We start from the raw sequence: 21,241 nt of genomic DNA on the forward strand, positions 1-21,241 counted from the left end.
CCATGACCAATACGATCACGTTCTCTCTTGACGGCCGCGACGTTCAGGCACAGGCCGGCGAAACGATCTGGGAGGTGGCAAAGCGCCATGGCACCGAGATTCCGCATCTGTGCCACAAGGATCAGACCGGCTATCGCCCCGATGGCAATTGCCGTGCCTGCGTGGTCGAGGTGGATGGCGAGCGCACGCTGGCCGCATCCTGCTGCCGCAACCCCTCCAAGGGGATGGTGGTGAAAACCGCCAGCGAACGCGCGACCAAGGCCCGCGCCATGGTGATGGAATTGCTGCTGGCCGACCAGCCCGATCAGGCGCAGGCCCATGATGCCAGTGCGCCGCTGTGGGATATGGCGGCCGCCAATGGCGTGTCTGACAGTCGCTTTCCGGCGCTGGAGAAAGAGCACATCCCCCTGCTGGATGACAGCCATGTGGCAATGCGCGTGAACCTTGATGCCTGCATTCAATGCGGGCTGTGCGTGCGTGCCTGCCGCGAAGTGCAGGTCAATGACGTGATCGGCATGTCGGGCCGGGGCCATGGCACCTATCCGACCTTTGATTTCGGCGATCCGATGGGCGACAGCACCTGTGTGGCCTGTGGTGAATGTGTGCAGGCCTGCCCGACGGGGGCGCTGATGCCCGCCACGGTGCTGGATGCCGATCAGCGCGGCGACCGCGCCGATTTTGACAGCGAAACGACCAGCATCTGCCCGTTCTGCGGCGTGGGCTGTCAGGTCAGTCTCAAGGTCAAGGATGGCCGCGTGAAATATGTCGAGGGCATCAACGGCCCTGCCAATGAGGGGCGTCTGTGCGTCAAGGGCCGCTTTGGCTTTGACTATATCCACCACCCCCACCGCCTGACCAAGCCGCTGATCCGCAAACCCGGTGCGCCCAAGGGGCTGAATGTCGATCCGGCCAACCCCTTTACCCATTTCCGCGAGGCAACATGGGATGAGGCGCTGGATTTTGCCGCCAAAGGGATGCTGGACCTGAAGGCCGCGCATGGGGGGCCATCGGTTGCCGGTTTCGGTTCGGCCAAATGCACGAATGAAGAAGCCTATCTGTTCCAAAAGCTGATCCGTCAGGGCTTTGGCCATAACAACGTCGATCACTGCACCCGCCTGTGCCATGCGTCCTCGGTGGCTGCACTGATGGAAAACGTGGGGTCGGGCGCGGTGACAGCCACGTTCAACCAGATCGAACATGCCGATGTGGCGATTGTGATCGGGGCCAACCCAACCGAAAACCACCCCGTCGCCGCCACCTATTTCAAGCAGTTCGCCAAGCGCGGCGGCAAGCTGATCATCATGGACCCGCGCGGCACGGCGATGAAGCGCCACGCGGCCCATATGCTGCAATTCAAGCCCGGCGCCGATGTGTCGATGCTGAATGCGATCATGCATGTGATCGTGGAAGAGGGCCTGTATGACCCGGCCTATATCGAAAAATTCACCGAGAACTGGGAGGCCGAGAAGGAACACCTTAGGGCCTTCAGCCCCGAGGCGATGGCCCCGATTTGCGGCATTCCGGCCGAAACCCTGCGCGCTGTGGCGCGTGACTTTGCCGGGGCCAAGGCGGGGATGATCTTCTGGGGCATGGGTGTGTCGCAACACATCCACGGCACCGACAATTCGCGCTGCCTGATTTCGCTGGCCTTGATGACCGGCAATGTCGGCAAACCGGGCGCGGGCCTGCACCCGTTGCGGGGGCAGAACAACGTGCAGGGCGCGTCGGATGCGGGCCTGATCCCGATGTTCCTGCCCGATTATCAAAGCGTGACAGACGATGGCGTGCGGTCGGCCTTTGCCGAGATCTGGGGTTCGGGCGATTTCTCGAACCAAAAGGGGCTGACGGTCACCGAAATTTTGGATGCGGTGCATGAGGGCAAGATCAAGGGCATGTATATCCTGGGCGAAAACCCGGCGATGTCTGACCCGGATGTGACCCATGCCCGTGATGCGCTGGCCCATCTCGAACATCTGGTGGTGCAGGATATCTTCCTGACCGAAACCGCGAACTATGCCGATGTCATTCTGCCGGCGGCGGCCTTCTATGAAAAGGCGGGCACCGTGACCAACACCAACCGTCAGGTGCAGATCGGCCGTCCGGCGGTGCTGCCCCCGGGTGAGGCGCGCGAGGATTGGGCGATTACAGTCGAATTGGCCAAACGGCTGGGCTTGGGCTGGGACTATACCCACCCGTCTCAGGTGTTCGCCGAGATGGCTTTGGGGATGAAGTCGCTGAAAAACATCACCTGGGAGAGGTTGGAGAGCGAAGGGGCCGTGACCTATCCCAGCCTGTCGCCGCAAGACCCAGGCCAGCCGATCGTCTTTGGCGATGGTTTCCCGCGGGCGAATGGTCGGGCCAAATTCACCCCGGCCAGCGTGATTCAGCCCGCCGAATTGCCCGATGCCGATTACCCGTTCGTCATGACGACCGGACGGCAGTTGGAACATTGGCACACCGGCTCGATGACGCGGCGCAGCCACGTGCTGGATGCGGTAGAGCCCGAGGCCAACTGCTCGCTTCACCCTGCCACCCTGCGGCGGCTGGGGGTTGAACCCGGTGGCCGGGTTACGCTGGAATCGCGCCGTGGTGCGGTGACGTTGCTGGCGCGGGCAGATCGGGCAGTGGCGGAAAACATGGTCTTCGTGCCCTTTGCCTATGTCGAGGCGGCGGCGAATATCCTGACCAACCCGGCGCTTGATCCGTTCGGCAAGATCCCCGAGTTCAAATTTGCAGCGGTCCGCGTGACAGCGGAAGCGACGGCCTGAGGCCGCGGCGAGGGGCAAAATCCTTTGAAGGATTTTGACAATTTTCTTCGAAGAAAATTGCCTCTCGGCAGCACCGATGGACAAAACAAAGGGCCGGTGCATCTGCACCGGCCCTTTGCCGTGACGGGTCGACCAATCAGGCGGCGGCCAGAGCGTCGATGATGCGGTTCAGCGTGGCCGAGGGGCGCATCACCGCTGCGGTCTTGGCCGCATCGGTGTGGTAATAGCCCCCCAGATCAGCGGGTTTGCCCTGCACGGCGGCCAGTTCGGCCAGGATCGTGGCTTGCTCGGCCTCCAGCGCCTTGGCGACGGGGGCAAATGTGGCGGCAAGGCCTGCATCCTCGGTCTGGCTGGCCAAGGCCTGGGCCCAATACAGCGCAAAGTAGTAATGGCTGTCGCGGTTGTCGGCCTGACCGGCCTTGGGGCGCGGCGAGCGGTCGTTGTCGAGGATCGCTTGCGTGGCGGCATTGACGGCCCGGCCCAGAACGGCGGCCTTGGCATTGCCCGAAATCTGCGACTGGAACATGAAGCTTTCGCCCAAGGCGCAGAATTCGCCCAAGCTGTCCCACCGCAGGTGGTTTTCTTCGACCAGCTGCTGCACATGTTTGGGGGCCGAGCCGCCGGCGCCGGTTTCGAACAGCCCACCGCCCTGCATCAGTTTGACGATCGACAGCATCTTGGCCGAGGTCGCCAGTTCCAGAATGGGGAACAGGTCGGTCAGATAGTCGCGCAGCACGTTGCCGCTGATGGCGATGCAGTTTTCGCCCTTGGTGATCGTCTCAAGGCTGGCGCGGGTGGCGTCGCGCGGGGCCATGATCTCGAACTTGTCTGCCACGCCTTTGGCCGCAAGGATCGGTTTGACCATCGCGATCAGCTGTGCGTCATGGGCGCGGTTTTCATCCAGCCAGAAGATCGACCGATAGCCTGTCAGTTTTTGCCGCTCGATGGCCAGGTTCACCCAGTCTTCGATCGGGGCCTTGCGGGTGCTGGCCGAGCGCCAGATGTCGCCCTTGTCGGCCTTGTGCTGGTGCAGCACGGTGCCATCATCCAGCACCAGTTTCACCACACCGGCCTCAGGCAGTTCAAAGGTGGTGGGGTGGCTGCCGTATTCTTCGGCTTTTTGCGCCATCAGACCGATGTTCTGCACCGTGCCTGCGGTGGCGGGGTTCAGCTTGCCGTTGGCCTTGAAGAAATTGATCGCCTCATCATAGACCGGCGCATAGGAATTATCGGGGATCACGCAGGCGCAGTCATGCTCGGCCCCATCCGGCCCCCAACCCTTGCCGCCCGCGCGGATCAGGGCGGGCATCGAGGCGTCGATGATCACATCCGACGGGACATGCAGGTTGGTGATGCCCTTGTCGGAATTCACCATATATAGCGGGGGGCGTTCGGCGGTGACAGCGTCGATCGCGGCCATGATCTCGGCATCATCCTTGACGCGGGCCAGTAGGTCGCCCAGGCCCGAATTCGGGTTCACATCCAGCGCGGCCAAACGGTCGCCAAATTTTTCAAACACCGGGGCCAGCCAGGCGCGGACGGCATGGCCAAAGATGATCGGGTCCGAAACCTTCATCATCGTGGCTTTCAGGTGCAGCGAAAACAGCGTGCCTTCGGCTTTGGTGCGGGCGATTTCTTCCGCGATAAAGCTGCTGAGCGCGGCAGCCGACAGGAAGGTGGCATCGACCACGGTGCCAGCGGGGTATTTCACGCCCTCTTTCAGCACCACCTCGCCCTTGGCGGTTTCCAGCACGATCTTGGCGGTGCTGGCATTGGGCACAACAGCCGATTTCTCGTTCGAGAAGAAATCATTGCCCGGCATCGAGGCGACGCGGGTCTTGCTGTCGGCTGACCAGTCGCCCATGCGATGCGGGTTGGATTGGGCGTATTTCTTGACGGCCACAGCGGCGCGGCGGTCAGAGTTGCCTTCGCGCAGCACCGGGTTCACGGCCGAACCCTTGATGGCGTCATAGCGGCGGCGTGCCTCTTTTTCGGTATCTGTTTGCGGGTCTTCGGGATAGTCGGGCAGCGCATAGCCCTGGCCTTGCAATTCCTTGATCGCGGCCACCAGTTGCGGCACCGAAGCCGAGATATTGGGCAGCTTGACCACGTTGGCGGTGGGGGTTTTCACCAGTTCGCCCAGTTCGGCCAGATCATCGGGCTGGCGCTGGGCTTCGGTCAGGTGCTCGGGGAAGGCGGCGATGATGCGGCCGGCCAGCGAGATGTCGCGGGTGCCAATGCTGATACCTGCGGGGGCGGCAAAGGCGCGGACGATCGGCAAAAGCGACCCTGCGGCAAGTTGGGGGGCCTCATCTACGGTGGTGTAGATGATGTCGGGAATGGTACGCTCGGTCATGTCGGGTATCCGTCCTGTTATGATGTGGCCAGTTCGCGCCTTTCTGCAACGCAGCCACTTTGTTTTCCACCCTGTTTTTGTGCATTCCGACAGATATTGCACAGGCGATATGCCGCAGATGCCTTGAAGCGGTGATTTCAGCCCTATTTTGCGCAGCCGTTTTTCCCAAAGGGTGCGGCGGCGGGCGGGCTTTTTGCTGCGCTGGCCCAAAAGAAGGGCATAAACGTCACCTTTGGTCGGAATTGGGGTATGCGCCGCCGACAAGGGGGCTAGTCTGGCCCCAGACCATAAGGATCGGGGGGGAAGTATGCCCATTTCACTTGGCAATCCGTTTCGCGGGCAGGGGCTGGGGCTTGACGCGCCGATGCCGATTGACCAGGCCGATAGCGTGGCGGGCCTGTTGCAGCATTGCCCGGCCCATGCCGAAACACCGCTGACCGATATGCCACAGCTTGCCGCGCATGCCGGGGTGGCGCGGCTGTTGATCAAGGATGAGCGCGCGCGCATGGGGCTTGGCAGCTTCAAGGCGCTTGGCGCGGCCCATGCCATCGCGCGTGAGGCCTCGGCCGCCCGGCAAGGCGATGACTGGACCCATGCCTTGCGGGGCCGGGTTTATGTGACGGCCAGCGCGGGCAATCATGGCCTGTCGGTGGCGGCTGGGGCAAGGCTGTTCGGGGCCGAAGCGGTGATCTATCTGGCACAGACCGTGCCCGAAGCCTTTGCCGAACGGCTGCGGGCCAAGGGCGCGCGGGTGGTGCGGGCGGGGGCCACCTATGAGGCCAGCATGGAGGCCGCCGAGGCCGCCGCGCGCGACAATGGCTGGACGCTGCTGTCAGACAGTTCCTGGCCCGGCTATATCGACCTGCCGTTGCGGGTGATGGAGGGCTATCTGCAACTGGCCGCCGAGGCTGCGGCCCAATGGGGCCAGAAATGCGACGCCCCGCCCAGCCATATCCTGCTTCAGGCCGGTGTTGGCGGCCTTGCGGCGGCAGTTGCTGCGCAGGCCCGTGCCCATTGGGGCGATGCGCCGCAGATCATCGTGGTCGAACCCGCTGCGGCCCCGGCCTTGTTCGAGAGCATCCGCGCAGGCCATCTGGTCACGGCGGAAGGGCCGGTTTCGGCCATGGGGCGGCTGGATTGCAAGACGCCCTCGATGATTGCGCTGAACGGCCTTGCGCGGGATGCCGATCTGTTTGTCACCATCACCGAATCCGAAGCGGCGCGCGCGGTTGCGCTGTTGGCCGAACACGGTATGGCGACAACGCCATCGGGGGCGGCAGGCGTGGCGGCGGTGGTGACGGGCCTTGGCCTTGGCCCTGATGCGCGGGTGCTGGCCTATGTCAGCGAGGGGCCAGAGCGTGGCTGACAACAGTCTGATCTTTCCAGCAGCCGAGTTTCAGGGGCGGGTTGCGCGGTTGCAGGCGCAAATGGCGGCACGCGGGCAAGATGCGCTGTTGCTGACGGCGCCTGCCGATATCTTTTATGTCAGTGGCTTTCTGACCCGGTTCTGGGAAAGCCCGGCCCGGCCATGGTTCATCGTGGTGCCCGTTCAGGGCGCGCCCGTGGCGGTGATCCCGGCCATCGGGGCCGAACTGATGGGCCGCTGCTGGATCAAGGATATCCGCACCTGGCCCGCCCCTGACCCGCGCGATGATGGCATCAGCCTGCTGGCCGACACGCTGGCCGGCCTGGTGCCTGCCCAGGGCTGTATTGCCCTGCCGATGGGGCTGGAAACGCATCTGCGGATGCCGCTGGCTGATTATGCCAACCTGGCCCGCCGTCTGGCCCCCCGGGATATGGTCGATGGCACCGCCACGATCCACCGCGTGCGCGAGGTGAAATCCGAGGCCGAGATCGCCCGCATCCGCGCCAGTTGTGCCATTGCCGACCGCGCCTTTGATCGGGTGCCGGAATTTGCAGCCCAAGGCCGCCCGCTGGACCAGATCTTTCGCGATTTCCAGATCGCCCTTTTGCAAGAGGGGGCCGATTGGGTCAGCTATGTTGCGGGTGGGGCCGGGCAGGGTGGGTATGGCGATGTGATCTCTCCGGCCGGGCCGCAGCCGCTGATGCGGGGGGATGTGCTGATGCTGGATACAGGGGCCGTGCGGGACGGGTATTTCTGCGATTTCGACCGCAACTATGCCGTTGGCCCGGTGGCCCCGGCCACAGCCCGCGTTCATGCCGCCCTGCATGCCGCCACAGATGCCGCGCTGCATCAGTTGCGGCCCGGATTGCGGGCCTGCGATGCGCATCGGATTCTGGTCAGCACCCTTGCCCGCCACGGCGTTGAACAGGCCGGGGGGCGCCTTGGCCATGGGTTGGGCGTGACGCTGACCGAATGGCCAAGTTTCACCCCGCTGGATCAAACCGAACTGGTCGAGGGCATGGTGCTGACGCTGGAACCCGGCGCCATCGTCGCCCCGGGCCGCATTCTGGTGCATGAGGAAAACATCGTCCTGCGCGCCGATGGCCCCGAACTGCTGTCGCGCCGCGCGCCCGCTGAAATGCCCGTGCTGGCCTGATCGGCCCGCGTCAGATCACCGCTTTTTCCAAAAACGGGCGGCCCTCGATGATCCGTTCATAGCCGACCTGCGACATGTCAAGGCTGCGATAGACGCCATAAATGATCAACTCGGCCACGGCCCGCCCGGCGGCGGGGCCCTGTTGCAGCCCGTGGCCGGAAAACCCGTTGGCAAAAATGAAATTTGTCACCTCGGGATGGCGCCCGACGATCAGGTTATGATCCAGCGTGTTAAAGTCATAGTGGCCGGCCCACATGTTCACCACCTTGACCGCCTCAAAGGCGGCCGAGCGTTCGGCAAGGGCGGGCCAGATGATGTCTTCGAATTCTTCATGACGCGGGTTGAAGTCATCCCAATCCACGCCGGGGTCCTCTACCGGTGGGCAGCCGGTCAGGAAAAACCGGCCTTCGGGCCGGATGAACAGCCCCGTCGTATCCACCATCAACGGCAAGCGCCCCCCCGCTACCCGCGCCGTACCTTCGGGCGATGTGGCGCAATCAAGCACGAACAGGGTGCGCTTGCGCGGCTCGACCGGCACATCCAGACCCGCCATCCGTGCCGTCTGGGCCGCGCGCGGGCCGCTGGCATTGACCACGGTGCCCGCCTGCACCTTGGCGCCCGATTTCAGCGTGATGCCTGTCACCCGGCCCCCGTGCCGGTCGATCGCCACCACCTCATCCGTCACCACCTCGGCGCCCAGCGACCGGGCCTTGGCGCGAAAGCCATTCATCAGCCCTGTGTTGTTGAACCAGCCCTCATTGCTTTGGCCATAGCTGGCCAACAGCACATCATCGACACGCAAATGCGGAAATGCATGGGCCAATTCATCCCGGTCCCACAGCACCACATCGGCCCCGCAGGCCCGCTGCACCGCATGGTTTTCGCGCAAGATCTGCACCTGCGACGGGGTGTTGGCCAGAAACAGATAGCCTGCCTCGTGAAAATTCAGATCGGGCTTTGGCTGGCCATCGACTTGCATCAAGGTGCCAAAGTCGCGGATCACCTCTAGCCCGAACTGGCTGATCTTTACATTGATCGGGTTGGAAAACTGGGTGCGGATCGAGGCCGCCGACAGCGCCGTTGAGGATTGCGCGAAACTGGGGTCGCGTTCGACCACCAGAACCGACCCGGTGAAATCGGGGTTGGACATCAGAAAATAGGCCACCGCAGAGCCGATCACGGCCCCGCCCACGATCACCACATCATAAGACGCCTTCATGGCCTGCCGCCCCTTTTCCTGCCTGCACGCAATCCGTTACGCCGCGCCCGGCCATTGTCAACTCCCCCCTTTGGGCGAACCTTGCGGGCCAGCCTGCATCAGTTGCGGCCTTACGGTGGGGCGGTGTGCAGTTTTTCATTTACGCCTGCGCGCTTCGTGCCTAATCCAAGCAGATGGGCAACGACAGGACGATGATACGATGGCCGTGACACTGCGCGAGGTGGCCTTGCGGGCGGGGGTGTCGCCTTCGGCGGTGTCGCGGGCCTTTACGCCGGGGGCCTCGGTTTCAGCCAAGACACGCGCGCGGGTGGAACAGGCGGCGGGGGAATTGGGCTACCGGCCCTCGGTGCTGGCCTCGGCTTTGTCCACCGGGCGCACCAAGCTGATTGGTCTGGTTTCGGCCAATTTTCACAACCCCGTTTTCCTTGAGGTTTTTGACCGTTTTACCCGTGGCCTGCAAGACCGCGCGCTGCGGCCCTTGCTGGTCAACCTGTCGGGCGACATGACGCTGGAGAGCGCGGTTTCGCTGCTGCGCCAATATTCGGTGGATGGTGTCATTCTGGCAAGTTCCACGCTGCCCGCCGATTTTCCGTTGGCGTTCAAGGCGGCGGGCCTGCCGGTGGTGCATTGCTTTGGGCGGTATCAGCCACAGCCGCAGGTGCATCTGGTGGGGGTTGATAACCGCGCCTGTGGGCGGATGGCGGCCGAGACGCTGCTGTCGCGCGGCTATCAGCGCATCGGGTTCCTGGGCGGGCCGGAAACCGCCACCTCGACCGAGGATCGTCTGGCTGGTCTGGCCGAAGGTCTGGCGGGCCAGTCGGGCGTGACGCTGTCGCGCAGCTTTGCCGCGGGCTATTCCTTTGAGGCGGGACGCCAGGAAATGCAAAGGCTGATCGCGGCGGGGCCCTTGGCACAGGCCTATTTCGTCGGCGATGACGTGCTGTCGATCGGGGCGATCAGCGCCTTGCACGATGCGGGCCTGACGGTGCCGGGCGATGTGGGGATTCTGGGGTTCAACGATATGGAAATGGCGGGCTGGGCCAATATCAACCTGACCACCATTCACCAACCGGTCGATCAGATCATCGCGGCCAGTATCGACCAGATCGAGGCATTGCTGGCCGAGCCTGACCAGCCCAAGACCGCGCAGTTGTTTGACTGCCGGGTGGTCGAGCGCGGGACTTTACGCCCCGCGCCCAAGGTTTAGCGGAACATGGGCGGCCGGGCCTCGACCCAGGTGCCGCCCGCCTTGGCCGAGGCCACCGCCGCATGCACCGCCGCGATGGACCGCACCCCAGCCGATGCCAGCGGCAGGCCATCACGCGCGGTTCCGCGGATGGTATCGGCCAGATCGCAATAGATATTGGCGACGGCAAGGGGGAAGCCTTCGGGATGGGCGATGGCCACCCGGCTTAGCCGTTTGGCATCGTCATAAAGCCCGAATTCGCCCTTTTCCATGATCTGCGTCCGCCCGCCCACGGGGGTGTAGATCAACTGGTTGGGCTGTTCCGAGGCCCACCGCAGCCCGCCGGTTTCTCCAAAGATCTGGATGTCAAAGCCATGCTGGCGCCCGATGGCGACAGATGATGTCCACAGCCGCCCGACGGTGCCGCCCGTCATGCGGAAATTGACCATCGCATCATCTTCCAGCACCCGGCTGGAAATGGTCGAGGCGAAATCGGCCGACAGCTTTTCGACCTCATCATCACAGACAAAGCTGGCCATGTGCAGGGCATGGATGCCGCAATCGGCAAACTGACCCGAAACCCCGGCCATCGCCGGATCATAGCGCCAGCGCACACGCGGGTTTTCGGCATCGGTGGCGTCGCCGTGATGGCCGTGGCTGAAGTTGGTCACCACCAGCCGCACGCGGCCGATGTCGCCGGCGCGCACCATGGCGCGGGCCTGCCGGATCATCGGATAGGCGGAATAGCAGTAATTCACCGCGCAGACCTTGCCCATCTTGGCTGCGATGCGCACCAACTCTTCGCCTTCCTCAACCGTGACGGTCATCGGCTTTTCGCACAAGACGTTAAAGCCAGCCTCAAGAAAGGCCTTGGAAATTTCGTAATGCGTGCTGTTGGGCGTGGCCACCGTCACCAGATCGACCCGATCGGCGCGGTTCTTTTCGCCCGCCAGCATTTCTCTCCAATCGCCATAGGCGCGATCATCGGCCACACCCAGACGCTGGGCAAAGGCGCGGCCCTCGGCGGGGCGGTGGTCAAAGGCGCCGGCCACAAGGTTGAAATGGCCGTCGGCCAGGGCGCCCAAGCGATGCGCCGGGCCAATCTGGCTGCCGTCGCCGCCCCCGATCATGCCCCAATTCAGTTTTGCCATGGTCTGTTCCTTATTTGAAACCGATGGATTCCAGATATTCACGATTGGCGCGGGCATCATCGGCCGGGCGCACATCCAAAGTCGGGTCGCAATCCTGCTCGACCGTGCACCAGCCGTCAAAGCCCGCATCCAGCAGCACTTGGCGCACCGCCGGGAAATCGACATCGCCCTTGCCCAGATTGCAGAAGATGCCCTGACCGCAGGCATCATAGAACCCGGTGCGGTTGGCAATGGCGCTGGCCTTGACGGCGGGGTCGATGTCCTTGAAATGCATATAGGCGATGCGGTCGATATGGCGGCGCATGAAGGCCACCGGGTCGAACCCGGCGTAGGAATGATGGCCCGTGTCGAAACAGATCTTCAGGATCTGCGGATCAACCTCGTCCAGCAGGCGCTCCAGCTCGGGCTCAAAGTCGATAAAGCCCGCGGCATGGGCGTGGATGCTGACGGTCAGGCCATAAACCTCGGTGCCCATCTTGGCGACGGTGGCGATGCGGTTGCGAAACGCGTCCCACTCGGCGGGGTCCATCTGCTCGGCCTCGGCCACGCGGCCTGCGGTTGGCGCACGGCGCGGCGAGATGGAATCGATCAGCACCAGATGCTTGGCCTGATGCGACACCAGCGATTTGCAGGTGCGCATCGCGGCATCCATCACCTCGGCCCAGGCGTCGGGGTCGTGAAAGGGGCGAAAAACCACGCCACCAATCAGCGTCAGGTCATGTTTGGCCAGCGCATCGGCCAGTTGGTTCGGATCTTCGGGCATAAAGCCGATGGGGCCAAGCTCGATCCCCTTGTAGCCCGCGCCTGCGCATTCTTGCAGCACGGTTTCCCATGCCGGGTTGCGCGGATCTTGGGCGAACTCGACCCCCCAGGAACAGGGGGCATTTCCGATGCGGATGGGCATTTGTGTGGTCCTCAGACTTGTGATGGGATGTCAATCCAGCGGCCTTGGGGGGCCGATTGCAGGGCGGCATCAACCACCTGCCAGACGGCAAGGCCATCGGCAAAGGTGGGCCAGACCGGCTGGCCGGTGTGGATGGCCTGCAAGAAGTCGCGCGCTTCGATGATGATCTGGTCTTGATAGCCGGTGCCATGGCCGGGGCCCTGGCAAAAGGGCAGATAATCGGGATGGGCCGGGCCTGTCAGGATCTTGGTGAACCCGCGTGTCGCCTCGGGCCCTTCGGCACGATACAGCCAGATGGCATTCTGATCTTCCTGATCAAAGCGGATCGCGCCCTTGCTGCCATGCACCTCATAGGCATAGCCCATCTTGCGGCCTGTCGCGGTGCGGCTGAAATACAGATGCCCCATGGCCCCGCGCGCAAAGCGGCACATGATCTGGGCATGGTCATCATTCGTCACCGCCTCGGGGCCCTGGGGGCCGGGGCGGGTGGCATGCACGGTTTCAACCATCGCCGACAGTTGGGTGATCGGCCCCAGCAGGGCCAGCGCGCAGTTGATCATATGGGGGGACAGGTCGCCCATCGTGCCATTGGCCACCCCCTGGGTGCGCCAGGTTGCGGGCAGGGACGGATCGGCCAGAAAATCCTCGGTATGTTCGCCACGAAACCAGGTCACGTCGCCAATCGCGCCGTCGGCAATCAATTGGCGGGCAAATTGCGTGGCCGGGGTACGCACATAGTTGAACCCCACCATATTTGGCAGACCCGAGGCTTCGGCAGCGGCCACCATGGCCCTGGCATCTTCCAGCGACGCCCCCAGTGGCTTTTCGCAGAACACCGGTTTGCCAAGGGCAAAGGCGGCTTCGGCAATGGCGCGGTGGGTGGATTGCGGGCTGGCGATGACCACGGCCTGCACCTTGGGGTCGGCCACCAACTCTTGCCAATCGCGCGCGGCGCGGGCCACGCCATAGCTGGCGGCATAGGCCTGAGCCGAGGCAAGGCTGCCCGCCGCCACCATTTCAAGCCGGGGGCGCAAGGCGGTGTTGAAGATGGCGCCCACCGCGGAAAAGGCCACGGCATGGGCCTTGCCCATATATCCGCCGCCCACCAGCCCGATCCCGATCTCGGTCATTGCTGCCCCCTCCCAAGTGACACACAGGCCTGTTGCAATCGACTGTTGCAACCGGTTGCAAAAGACATATAATCTTTCCAAATCGGCTGCAATCGAAATTCATCAGGGCAGGGCAGAATGACCCAAGGCGCGGATCAGGGGGAAATGGGGCTGGGGCCAAGGCTGGCGGCCGGGCCGTTTGTGGTGCTGGGGCGCGCGGGGATGGATCTTTACGCCGACCCGCCCGGCACCCGGATGGAGGATGCGCGACGGTTTGAGGCGCATCTGGGTGGTTCGGCTGGCAATATTGCGGCCGCGCTGACCCGGCAGGGGATGCAGGCGGCGTTGCTGACGCGGGTGTCGGATGATGCGGTGGGGCGCTTTGTTCTGGCCGAATTGGGGCGCTATGGCATTGACGGGCGCCATGTTGGCACCATCGGGCAGGGCCTGCGCACCTCGCTTGCCGTGGTTGAAACGCGGGCCGAAGATTGCCAGTCGGTGATCTATCGCAACGGGGCCGCCGACTTTGCGCTGACCTGTGACGATGTGGCCGCTGTCGATTTCGCAGGCTGCGCGGCACTGGTCATCACCGGAACCGCCTTGGCCGATGCCGGGTCGCGCCAGGCCACGATGGCGGCGCTTGCCGAGGCGCGGGCGGCGGGTGCCGTCTGTGTGATGGATGTGGATTATCGCCCCTATTCCTGGGCCAGCAGCACCGAGGCACAGGCCGCCAATCTGGCCGCAGCGCAGGCGTGTGACATTGTTGTGGGCAATGATGTCGAATTCGGCCTGCTTGCGGGGGATATGGCCAAGGGCCTTGGTGTGGCGCGCGATCTGGTGGCGCGATCAGCCAGTATCGCAGTTTACAAAATGGGTGAGAAAGGGGCCGTAACCGTTTCCAAATCGCAGGAATTCACCACCGGCATCTATCGCACACAGGCGCTGAAGCCGACGGGTGCGGGTGATGCGTTCATGGGTGGGTTTCTTGCGTCACTGGCGCGGGGCGATGCCTTGCGCGCGGCGGTTTTGCGCGGATCAGCAGCGGCGGCACTTGTCGTTTCCCGCGTGGGCTGCGCCCCGGCATGCCCCACCATTCCCGAATTGGACGCCTTTCTGGCGGCCCGTCCCGAACCGATCTGAGAGAGGTCACCATGCATATCGCCCCCCATGACAACCAGAATCAGCCCATCGTCGGGGCCGATCACCCCTTGGTGCCGCTGAATTATTTCAACATCGTCCGGCTGACCAAAGGGCAGGTCTTTGACCATGCCGTGCCGGGATATGAAACCTGCATCGTTCCGGCCACGGGCACCGTTCAGGTGCAGGTTGGCGGGCAAACCCATGACGATCTGGGCGGGCGCGGCGTGGATGTCTGGGATGGCGAGCCTGAGGGCGTTTATGTGCCGACCGGCATGCCTGCGCGCATCACCTGCCAGTCAGACAGCGCCGAGGTGTTCATTGCCGGGGCAAAATTCGACAAGGTGCTTGAACCCTTTGCCGTGCGCGCTGCCGATCTGGATGTGGTGCAATATGGCTCGGATGACACCAAGACCCATCGCAAGATCAAGCATATCCTTGGCACCAAATACCACGACCGTGTCGGCCGCCTGCTGGTAAGCGAGCTTTACACCGTGGGGGCCGGGGGCTGGTCGGGCTTTCCCAGCCACAAGCATGACACCGATCGCCATGATGCCACGGGGGCGATGATCGAGTCGCGCCATGACGAAACCTATAACTTCCGCTTCCGCCCTGACCACGGGTCGGGCCTGCAGATGCTGCAACGCGAAGACAATGAACCCGGTGATGCCTATCACATCATGAACAATTCCACGGTGCTGATCGACAAGGGCTATCACCCCTGCTGCGTCTTGCCGGGCTATGAGATGTATTACTTCACCATCCTTGGCGGGTTGTCGCAGCGCAGTCTGAAGCAGTATTTCCAACCCACCCATGCCGATCAGCTGCACACCATTCCCGGCATCATGGATATGGTGGCCAAGTTCAAATGACCCGTGCCAGTTTGACCGAGGTTCTGGGCCCCGCCCTGCGCGATGGCTATGCGGTGGCGGGGCTGGTCTGCCTTGGCTGGGAAGATGCGCGCGCCTTTGTGGCCGCGGCCGAGGCCGAGCGGGCCCCGGTGATCTTGCAGGCCGGGCCGGGCTGCCGGGCGCATACGCCGCTGCCTGTTCTGGGGGCGATGTTTCGCTATCTTGCCGATGCCGCACAGGTGCCGGTGGTGCTGCATCTGGATCATGGCCGCACGGTCGCCGAGGCCGAGGCCGCCATTGCCGAGGGGTTCACCTCGGTCATGTTCGACGGGTCGGCGCTGCCGCTGCAAGACAACATTGCCCAGACCGCCCGGATTGTGCGGCTTGCCCATGCGGCGGGGGTGTCTTGTGAGGGCGAGATCGGGTTCGTTGGCTATGACGGCGGTGCGGTCTCTGACCTGACCGATCCCCAGGATGCCGCGCGCTTTGCCGCCGAAACTGGGGTTGATGCCATGGCGGTGGCTGTTGGCAATGTGCATTTGCAACAGCAGGCCAGCGCGGGGCTGGACGAGTCGGCGGTGGCGGCGATTGCGGCGGCCACGGGCGGGCGGGTGCCGCTGGTCATTCACGGCGGTTCTGGCGTGCCCATGGATCAGCGTTTGCGACTGGCACGCCAAAGCCCGATCTGCAAATTCAACATCGGCACCGAATTGCGTCAGGCCTTTGGCGCGGCCCTGCGCCAGACACTTGCCACCCATCCGCAGGAATTTGACCGCATCGCCATTCTGCGCGCGACCCATGATCCGCTGGTGGCCTGTGCGCGGTCTGTGCTGGCGGGCCTTGGGTCATCTGGCCGGGCCTGAGCGGGCGTTTTCAGAAACTGGCAAGCCTTTCGTAAGGTCTTTGCATCATCTTTGTGCGATATCGGCCCCCCAAGGCTGCTCTTTGGGGTTTTTTCGTGTAAACATGGGCAAATCTGACGACTTAACCCAAGGGTGCCTGTTGATGATGTCTTTTCCCCTGCTGCGCTATTTGCCGTTTGCGGCCGCTGTTCTGGGTTTGCTGATTGCTGTGATCGCCCCAATGCCGGGCGGCTGGCACTGGTTCTTGATTGCGGTTTTTGGCGGGCTTGTGCTGGTTGGTTTGCGTGACATGTCGCAGACCAAACACGCGGTTTTGCGCAATTATCCGGTGCTGGGCCATGTGCGCTATTTCTTTGAAATGATCCGCCCCGAAATCCGGCAGTATCTGATTGAATCCGATGATGAAGAGGTGCCGTTTTCACGCGAAGCGCGCGCCATCGTCTATCAGCGCGCCAAAAACGTCGAAGACAAGCGCCCCTTTGGCACCAAGATGAAGGTTTATTCCGGCGGCTATCAGTGGCTGACCCACTCGATCCAGCCCAAGAAGATCGCCGATACCAATTTTCGCATCACCATCGGCGGGCCCGAGTGCAAGCAACCCTACGAGGCGTCCATCTACAACATCTCGGCCATGAGCTTTGGGGCCTTGTCGGCCAATGCGATTTCGGCCCTGAACCGGGGCGCCAAGATGGGTGGGTTTGCCCATGACACGGGCGAAGGCGGGATCAGCCGCTATCACCGCGACGGCGGCGGCGATCTGATCTGGGAAATCGGCACCGGCTACTTTGGCTGTCGCACCGCCGAAGGTGGCTTTGACCCCGACAAGTTCCGCGAAGTGGCCGCCGATCCGCAGATCAAGATGATCGAGATCAAGCTGAGCCAGGGGGCCAAGCCGGGGCAGGGCGGCGTTCTGCCCGCCGCCAAGATCACGCCCGAGATTGCCGAGGCGCGTGGCGTGCCCATGGGGGTCGATTGTGTGTCGCCCGCCAGCCATTCGGCCTTTCAAACCCCGATCCAGATGATGGAATTCATCGCCCAGTTGCGCGACCTGTCGGCGGGCAAGCCGATTGGGTTCAAACTGTGCATCGGCCATCGGCGCGAATTCATGTGCATCGTGCGCGCCATGCTGGAAACCGGGATCACGCCGGATTTCATCGTGATCGATGGCAAAGAGGGCGGCACCGGCGCGGCCCCGCTGGAATTTGCCAATCACATGGGCATGCCACTGGTCGAAGGGCTGACCTTTGCCCATAACACCCTGCGTGGCGCGGGGCTGCGTGATCGCATTCGCATCGGGGCCTCGGGCAAGCTGATCCATGCCTTTGACATCGCCAAGGCGCTGGCGCTGGGGGCCGATTGGGCCAATTCGGCCCGTGGCTTCATGTTCGCGGTTGGCTGCATCCAGGCCCAGGCCTGCCACACCAACCATTGCCCCACGGGGGTGGCCACCCAAGACCCGCTGCGGCAACGCGCGATCAATGTGCCTGACAAGGCGCAACGGGTGGCCAATTTCCACCGTAACACGCTGAAAGCCCTGGGCGATATGTCGGGGGCGGCGGGGCTTGATCATCCGATCAAGTTTTTGCCCCATCACCTGATGATGCGCGAAAACGACCGTGACATGGTGACGGGTGAGGATGTCTATCCCTATATGCCCGTTGGCTTTTTGCTGCGCGAAGATGACGATCGCTATGGCTATCTGAAACGCTGGCGGCGCTCGTCCTCGGCCAGTTTTGCGCCGTTTGATGATGGTGTCTGACCTGACCTTGGGTCAGCCCGGTGTCGGGCTGGCCCCGGTTTGGTGCCGCAGACGGGCCAGAAACGCGGCCCTTGCGCGGTGGGCCATGCGGGCCCGGGCGACTGCCGTGTCGGGGCTGACGGGCACAAAGTGAAACGGGTCTTGCGGGCGCAACTGGCTGAGGGCGTCGGTGTCACAGTCCAGCACGGTGGCAATCTTGGGATAGCCGCCGGTGGTCTGGTGATCGGCCATCAGAACCGTCGCCACCCCGTCGCCCGACACCTGAACCGACCCGCGCAAGATCGGCTCGGACGGGATCGACAGCGCCCCCTTCAGCGCAAGGCGCGGCCCGGCCAGACGCAGGCCCATCCGGTCAAAAGCGTTCGTCATCCGAAACGGGCCCGAGACAAAATCGGCCAGCGCCTGATCGGTGAAATGGCGGTCTTGCGGGCCGATCACCACGGGGGCGCGGCCCCTTGGCCGGGCCCAGACCGGGCAGGGAATGGGGCGCGGCATGTGCGTGACCACGCGCGGCGCGGTCAGTGTCAGGCTTTGGCCCGTGCTGATCCGCCCGCCGCCAAAGCCCGAAATGGCATGGGTTGCGGCACTGTTCAGCCAATGCGGCACCTGCAAGTCACCCGCAAAGGCGACATAGGTCCAGCGTCCCCAAGGGCCGGGGCGAATGACCAGCCGATCACCGGCGTGCAGGGTCAGCACCACCCATGACCCCAGCTTTTCCCGCGCTTCGACAATGAACCCGGCCCCCGCAATGGCAAGGCTGATCGGCCCGGCGTCGCACCGCAGCGTCAGCCCACCCATCGACACCTCGATCAGCGGGGCCGTGGCGGGGGTGCCAAGGGCGGCCTGCGCGATGGCGGCCGAGGCGCGGTCCATCGGGCCCGAGCAGGGCACGCCAAAGCGCATCTGGCCGGGCCGGCCCTGATCTTGCACCGTTACATGCGGCCCGGCAAAGGCCACGCTCAGCCGCGCCTCAGCCATTCTGCGCCGCCCCCGGCATGTCACCCGCCCCAATACGGCAAAACCCGACGCTGTCGCCCACATCGAACAAAAACGGCCTGTCGGGATCGCCGGTCAGGATCGGCGTGGCGCTGCGCCCGATGATCCACCATCCGGTGGGCATGGTCAGCGTGGTGACCAGCGCCTGTGCCCCGGCGATGATCACCGATCCGGCAGGCACATTGGGCACAGGGGTTGGCTTGCGATCCAGCCGCAGGGCAGGGGGCAGGCCCGCCAGATAGGCATAGCCGGGGGCAAAGCCATACATCACCACATGATAGCGGCCCGACAGATGGGCGGCGATCACCGCCTCGGGCGACAGGCCGGTGTGCTGGGCCACCTGCGCCAGATCGGGGGCAAAGGGCGGGTCATAGCAGACGGCAACCTTATGCTGCTGACGGCTTTGCCGCCGGGCGGTGGCGGGGCCGATCTGACGGCGCAGGGCCGCGATGATTTCGGCATGGTCGGTCTGGCACGGGTCGAAATCGACCAGCAGATTGACATAGGCCGGCACGGTTTCGCGCAGCCCCACGGGCGGGGCCGCGGCAATGGCCTGATCCAGCGCCAGCACGGCGGCATGGGCGGCGTCGCTGATCGTTTCACCGAATTCGACCAGAACGGCATGGTCGGCAATCGGCACAAAGCGCGGCTGGTCGGGCTTGGGCGGGGGGGGCAGCGTCATGCGGGCACAAAGGGGGCAATGGTCACGCCCGCCGCTTGCAGGGCGCGGCGCAGGCCCTGTGCCATGCCCAGCGCGCCGGGGCTGTCGCCATGCACGCAGATCGACTGTGCCGCCAACCGGATGGGGGGGCCGCCGACCACTGGCATCAGGCCAGTGTCCAGAAAGCCCAGCAGCCGCTCTGCGGCCTGTTGCGGATCATGCAGCACGGCACCCGGCTGGCTGCGTGGCACCAGCCGCCCGTTCGGCAGATAGGCGCGGTCGGCAAAGATCTCGGAAAACACCGGATAGTCTGCGGCCACGGCGGCCTGTTCCAGCGCCGTGCCCGAGATTGCCAGCACCGCCAAGCGGCCGGGCTGGGCCATGATCGCGGCCAGAATGGCCTTGGCCACACCGGCATCATCGGCAGCCAGATTGGCCAGGGCGCCATGCGGCTTGACATAGCGCAGCCGTGCCCCCGCCAGCGCCGCCACACCGGCCAGCGCGCCGATCTGGGCCGCCACCATGCGGGCGATTTCATCCGGGCGCATGGGAATGACCCGGCGGCCAAAGCCCAAGCGATCCTCATAGCCGGGATGGGCACCGACGATGACGCCCCGGGCGGCGGCGTCAGACAGGGTGGCAAACATCGTCTCGGGGTCGCCTGCATGGCCCCCACAGGCAATATTGGCGCTGGTGACGACCGACAGCATCTGCGCATCCTCGCCCATCGTCCAGGGGCCAAAGGCTTCGCCCAGATCAGAATTCAGATCAATGCTGTGCATGGTTCCCTCGTCTTCGGCTGCACCTTTGCCGCTAATGGGCAGTCAAAGGCAAGGCGGGCGGATTTGTCCACCCCCTTTGGGCGCAAGGCGGCACAGGTCAGGGCGCATCGCCAATGGGCAGCACATCAACCGAATGGCGGCTGTCATGCCCGCCTGCCGTGCGGATCGCGCCGCGCACCGGGGCCACATCGCCATAATCGCGGCCCATGGCCACGGTGATGTAATCCTGGCCCGCCCATTGCGCATTGGTTGGGTCATATTCCACCCAGCCCTGATCCGGCCCGCACCAGGCGCTGACCCAAGCATGCATCGCATCCACCCCTTCCAGCCGGGGTTGGCCGGGGGGCGGGTTGGTGCGCAAAAAGCCTGAAACATAGCCCGCAGGCAGGCCGATCGCGCGCAGGCCTGCGATCATGATCTGGGCGAAATCCTGACAGACACCCCGGCGGGCCGCAAAGGCCTGATCGGGGGGGGTGGCCACATCGGTGGCGGTGGCATCAAAGGTCATCGCGCCATGCAGGGCCTGCCCCACCGCCTGAACGGCCTGCCGGGCCGTGGGGGCCGGGGGCAGGGCGGCGCGGGCAAAGGCCGTGATGGCCTCGATGCCGGGAATACGCGGCGAGGGCGCGCGAAAATGCTGGGGCGAGGTCGGCCCAAGCCCGGTTGCCGCGAGCGCCGCCCCCAGATCGGCCAAGGGGGGCGACAGGTCAAGCTCGGCCTCGGCCAGACGCTCGGCCCTTGCCTGCACCTGAAACCTTGCGCGTTTGATCGGCTGGTGCCAGCCCACGCTGCTGGTGGCATTGCCAAAGAAATCAACCCCATCGCGGCGGTCATCGGGCAGCGGGCTGATCGTCAGCATCCGGCTGACCACCCTTTGGCGCGGCCCGTCCGAGGGCAGCAGCCGCAAGATGTTTCGCGCATGATCAGACGGCGCGGCATAGTCGTAATCAATGGTCAGCCGGATATCATAGCGCATG

At 64.1% G+C, this 21,241-nt stretch carries 17 protein-coding genes; 8 read left to right on the top strand and 9 right to left on the bottom strand.

Annotation, left to right across the window (positions count from 1 at the left end):
• Positions 1-2: 2 nt before the first annotated feature.
• Positions 3-2,768, top strand: a complete 2,766-nt coding sequence (gene fdhF, locus V3C85_RS04675) for a formate dehydrogenase subunit alpha (RefSeq protein WP_331793927.1) — start codon at positions 3-5, stop codon at positions 2,766-2,768.
• Positions 2,769-2,904: 136 nt separating this feature from the next.
• Here the strand turns inward: fdhF and V3C85_RS04680 are convergent, their stop codons facing one another.
• A complete protein-coding gene (locus V3C85_RS04680; RefSeq protein ID WP_331793928.1) occupies positions 2,905-5,124 on the bottom strand; it encodes an NADP-dependent isocitrate dehydrogenase in 2,220 nt (739 codons plus the stop codon).
• Positions 5,125-5,431: 307 nt separating this feature from the next.
• Here V3C85_RS04680 and V3C85_RS04685 point away from each other — a divergent pair, with 307 nt between their 5' ends.
• Positions 5,432-6,490, top strand: coding sequence for a pyridoxal-phosphate dependent enzyme (locus V3C85_RS04685; protein WP_331793929.1), 1,059 nt, complete (start codon positions 5,432-5,434; stop codon positions 6,488-6,490).
• Entirely contained in the window at positions 6,483-7,646 is a 1,164-nt protein-coding gene (locus tag V3C85_RS04690) for a M24 family metallopeptidase (protein ID WP_331793930.1), read from the top strand. Before V3C85_RS04685 ends, V3C85_RS04690 begins: the two co-directional genes overlap by 8 nt.
• Positions 7,647-7,656: 10 nt before the next feature.
• Here V3C85_RS04690 and V3C85_RS04695 read toward each other — a convergent pair whose 3' ends face one another.
• Positions 7,657-8,865, bottom strand: coding sequence for an NAD(P)/FAD-dependent oxidoreductase (locus tag V3C85_RS04695; protein WP_331793931.1), 1,209 nt, complete (start codon positions 8,863-8,865; stop codon positions 7,657-7,659).
• Between the two features lie 199 nt (positions 8,866-9,064).
• Between V3C85_RS04695 and V3C85_RS04700 the strand changes: the two genes are divergently transcribed.
• The gene (locus V3C85_RS04700) at positions 9,065-10,072 is read left to right on the top strand and encodes a LacI family DNA-binding transcriptional regulator (RefSeq protein WP_331793932.1); all 1,008 of its coding nucleotides are present in this window, start codon (positions 9,065-9,067) and stop codon (positions 10,070-10,072) included.
• On the opposite strand, the gene V3C85_RS04705 is transcribed toward V3C85_RS04700, so the two are convergent.
• From V3C85_RS04705 to V3C85_RS04715, 3 genes are read right to left on the bottom strand one after another with little or no spacing between them, the layout of a single operon-like run.
• Complete coding sequence (locus tag V3C85_RS04705; RefSeq protein ID WP_331793933.1) at positions 10,069-11,202, bottom strand: Gfo/Idh/MocA family protein; 1,134 nt, start codon at positions 11,200-11,202, stop codon at positions 10,069-10,071. The two genes, V3C85_RS04700 and V3C85_RS04705, sit on opposite strands and share 4 nt — an antisense overlap.
• Before the next feature lie 10 nt (positions 11,203-11,212).
• Positions 11,213-12,106 (bottom strand): sugar phosphate isomerase/epimerase family protein, encoded by an 894-nt coding sequence (locus V3C85_RS04710; protein ID WP_331793934.1) that lies wholly within the window; start codon positions 12,104-12,106, stop codon positions 11,213-11,215.
• 11 nt (positions 12,107-12,117) lie between these two features.
• Complete coding sequence (locus V3C85_RS04715; protein WP_331793935.1) at positions 12,118-13,236, bottom strand: Gfo/Idh/MocA family protein; 1,119 nt, start codon at positions 13,234-13,236, stop codon at positions 12,118-12,120.
• Positions 13,237-13,353: 117 nt separating this feature from the next.
• On the opposite strand from V3C85_RS04715, the gene iolC reads away from it, so the two are divergent.
• From iolC to V3C85_RS04735, 4 genes are all read left to right on the top strand, one after another.
• Entirely contained in the window at positions 13,354-14,355 is a 1,002-nt protein-coding gene (iolC, locus tag V3C85_RS04720) for a 5-dehydro-2-deoxygluconokinase (RefSeq protein ID WP_331793936.1), read from the top strand.
• An 11-nt stretch (positions 14,356-14,366) separates the two neighbouring features.
• Positions 14,367-15,224 carry a 5-deoxy-glucuronate isomerase gene (locus V3C85_RS04725; RefSeq protein WP_331793937.1) on the top strand — a complete coding sequence of 286 codons (858 nt, stop codon included), beginning with the start codon at positions 14,367-14,369 and terminating at the stop codon, positions 15,222-15,224.
• The gene (locus V3C85_RS04730) at positions 15,221-16,066 is read left to right on the top strand and encodes a class II fructose-bisphosphate aldolase (RefSeq protein ID WP_331793938.1); all 846 of its coding nucleotides are present in this window, start codon (positions 15,221-15,223) and stop codon (positions 16,064-16,066) included. Before V3C85_RS04725 ends, V3C85_RS04730 begins: the two co-directional genes overlap by 4 nt.
• A 142-nt stretch (positions 16,067-16,208) precedes the next feature.
• Positions 16,209-17,825, top strand: coding sequence for an FMN-binding glutamate synthase family protein (locus tag V3C85_RS04735; protein ID WP_331793939.1), 1,617 nt, complete (start codon positions 16,209-16,211; stop codon positions 17,823-17,825).
• Positions 17,826-17,837: 12 nt separating this feature from the next.
• On the opposite strand, the gene V3C85_RS04740 is transcribed toward V3C85_RS04735, so the two are convergent.
• The 4 genes from V3C85_RS04740 to V3C85_RS04755 form a co-directional block, all read right to left on the bottom strand.
• Complete coding sequence (locus tag V3C85_RS04740; protein WP_331793940.1) at positions 17,838-18,803, bottom strand: 5-oxoprolinase subunit C family protein; 966 nt, start codon at positions 18,801-18,803, stop codon at positions 17,838-17,840.
• Positions 18,796-19,503: a 5-oxoprolinase subunit B family protein gene (locus V3C85_RS04745; protein WP_331793941.1), complete on the bottom strand. Its 708-nt coding sequence runs from the start codon at positions 19,501-19,503 to the stop codon at positions 18,796-18,798. The genes V3C85_RS04740 and V3C85_RS04745 overlap by 8 nt, the downstream gene beginning before the upstream one ends.
• Positions 19,500-20,264, bottom strand: a complete 765-nt coding sequence (locus V3C85_RS04750) for a LamB/YcsF family protein (RefSeq protein ID WP_331793942.1) — start codon at positions 20,262-20,264, stop codon at positions 19,500-19,502. Before V3C85_RS04750 ends, V3C85_RS04745 begins: the two co-directional genes overlap by 4 nt.
• Positions 20,265-20,361: 97 nt before the next feature.
• On the bottom strand, positions 20,362-21,240 hold the full coding sequence (locus tag V3C85_RS04755; RefSeq protein WP_331793943.1) for a transglutaminase family protein: 879 nt from the start codon (positions 21,238-21,240) through the stop codon (positions 20,362-20,364).
• Position 21,241 lies beyond the last annotated feature (1 nt).

Origin of the sequence: Pseudotabrizicola sp. L79, from assembly GCF_036553525.1 — a bacterium.
GTDB lineage: Bacteria > Pseudomonadota > Alphaproteobacteria > Rhodobacterales > Rhodobacteraceae > Pseudotabrizicola.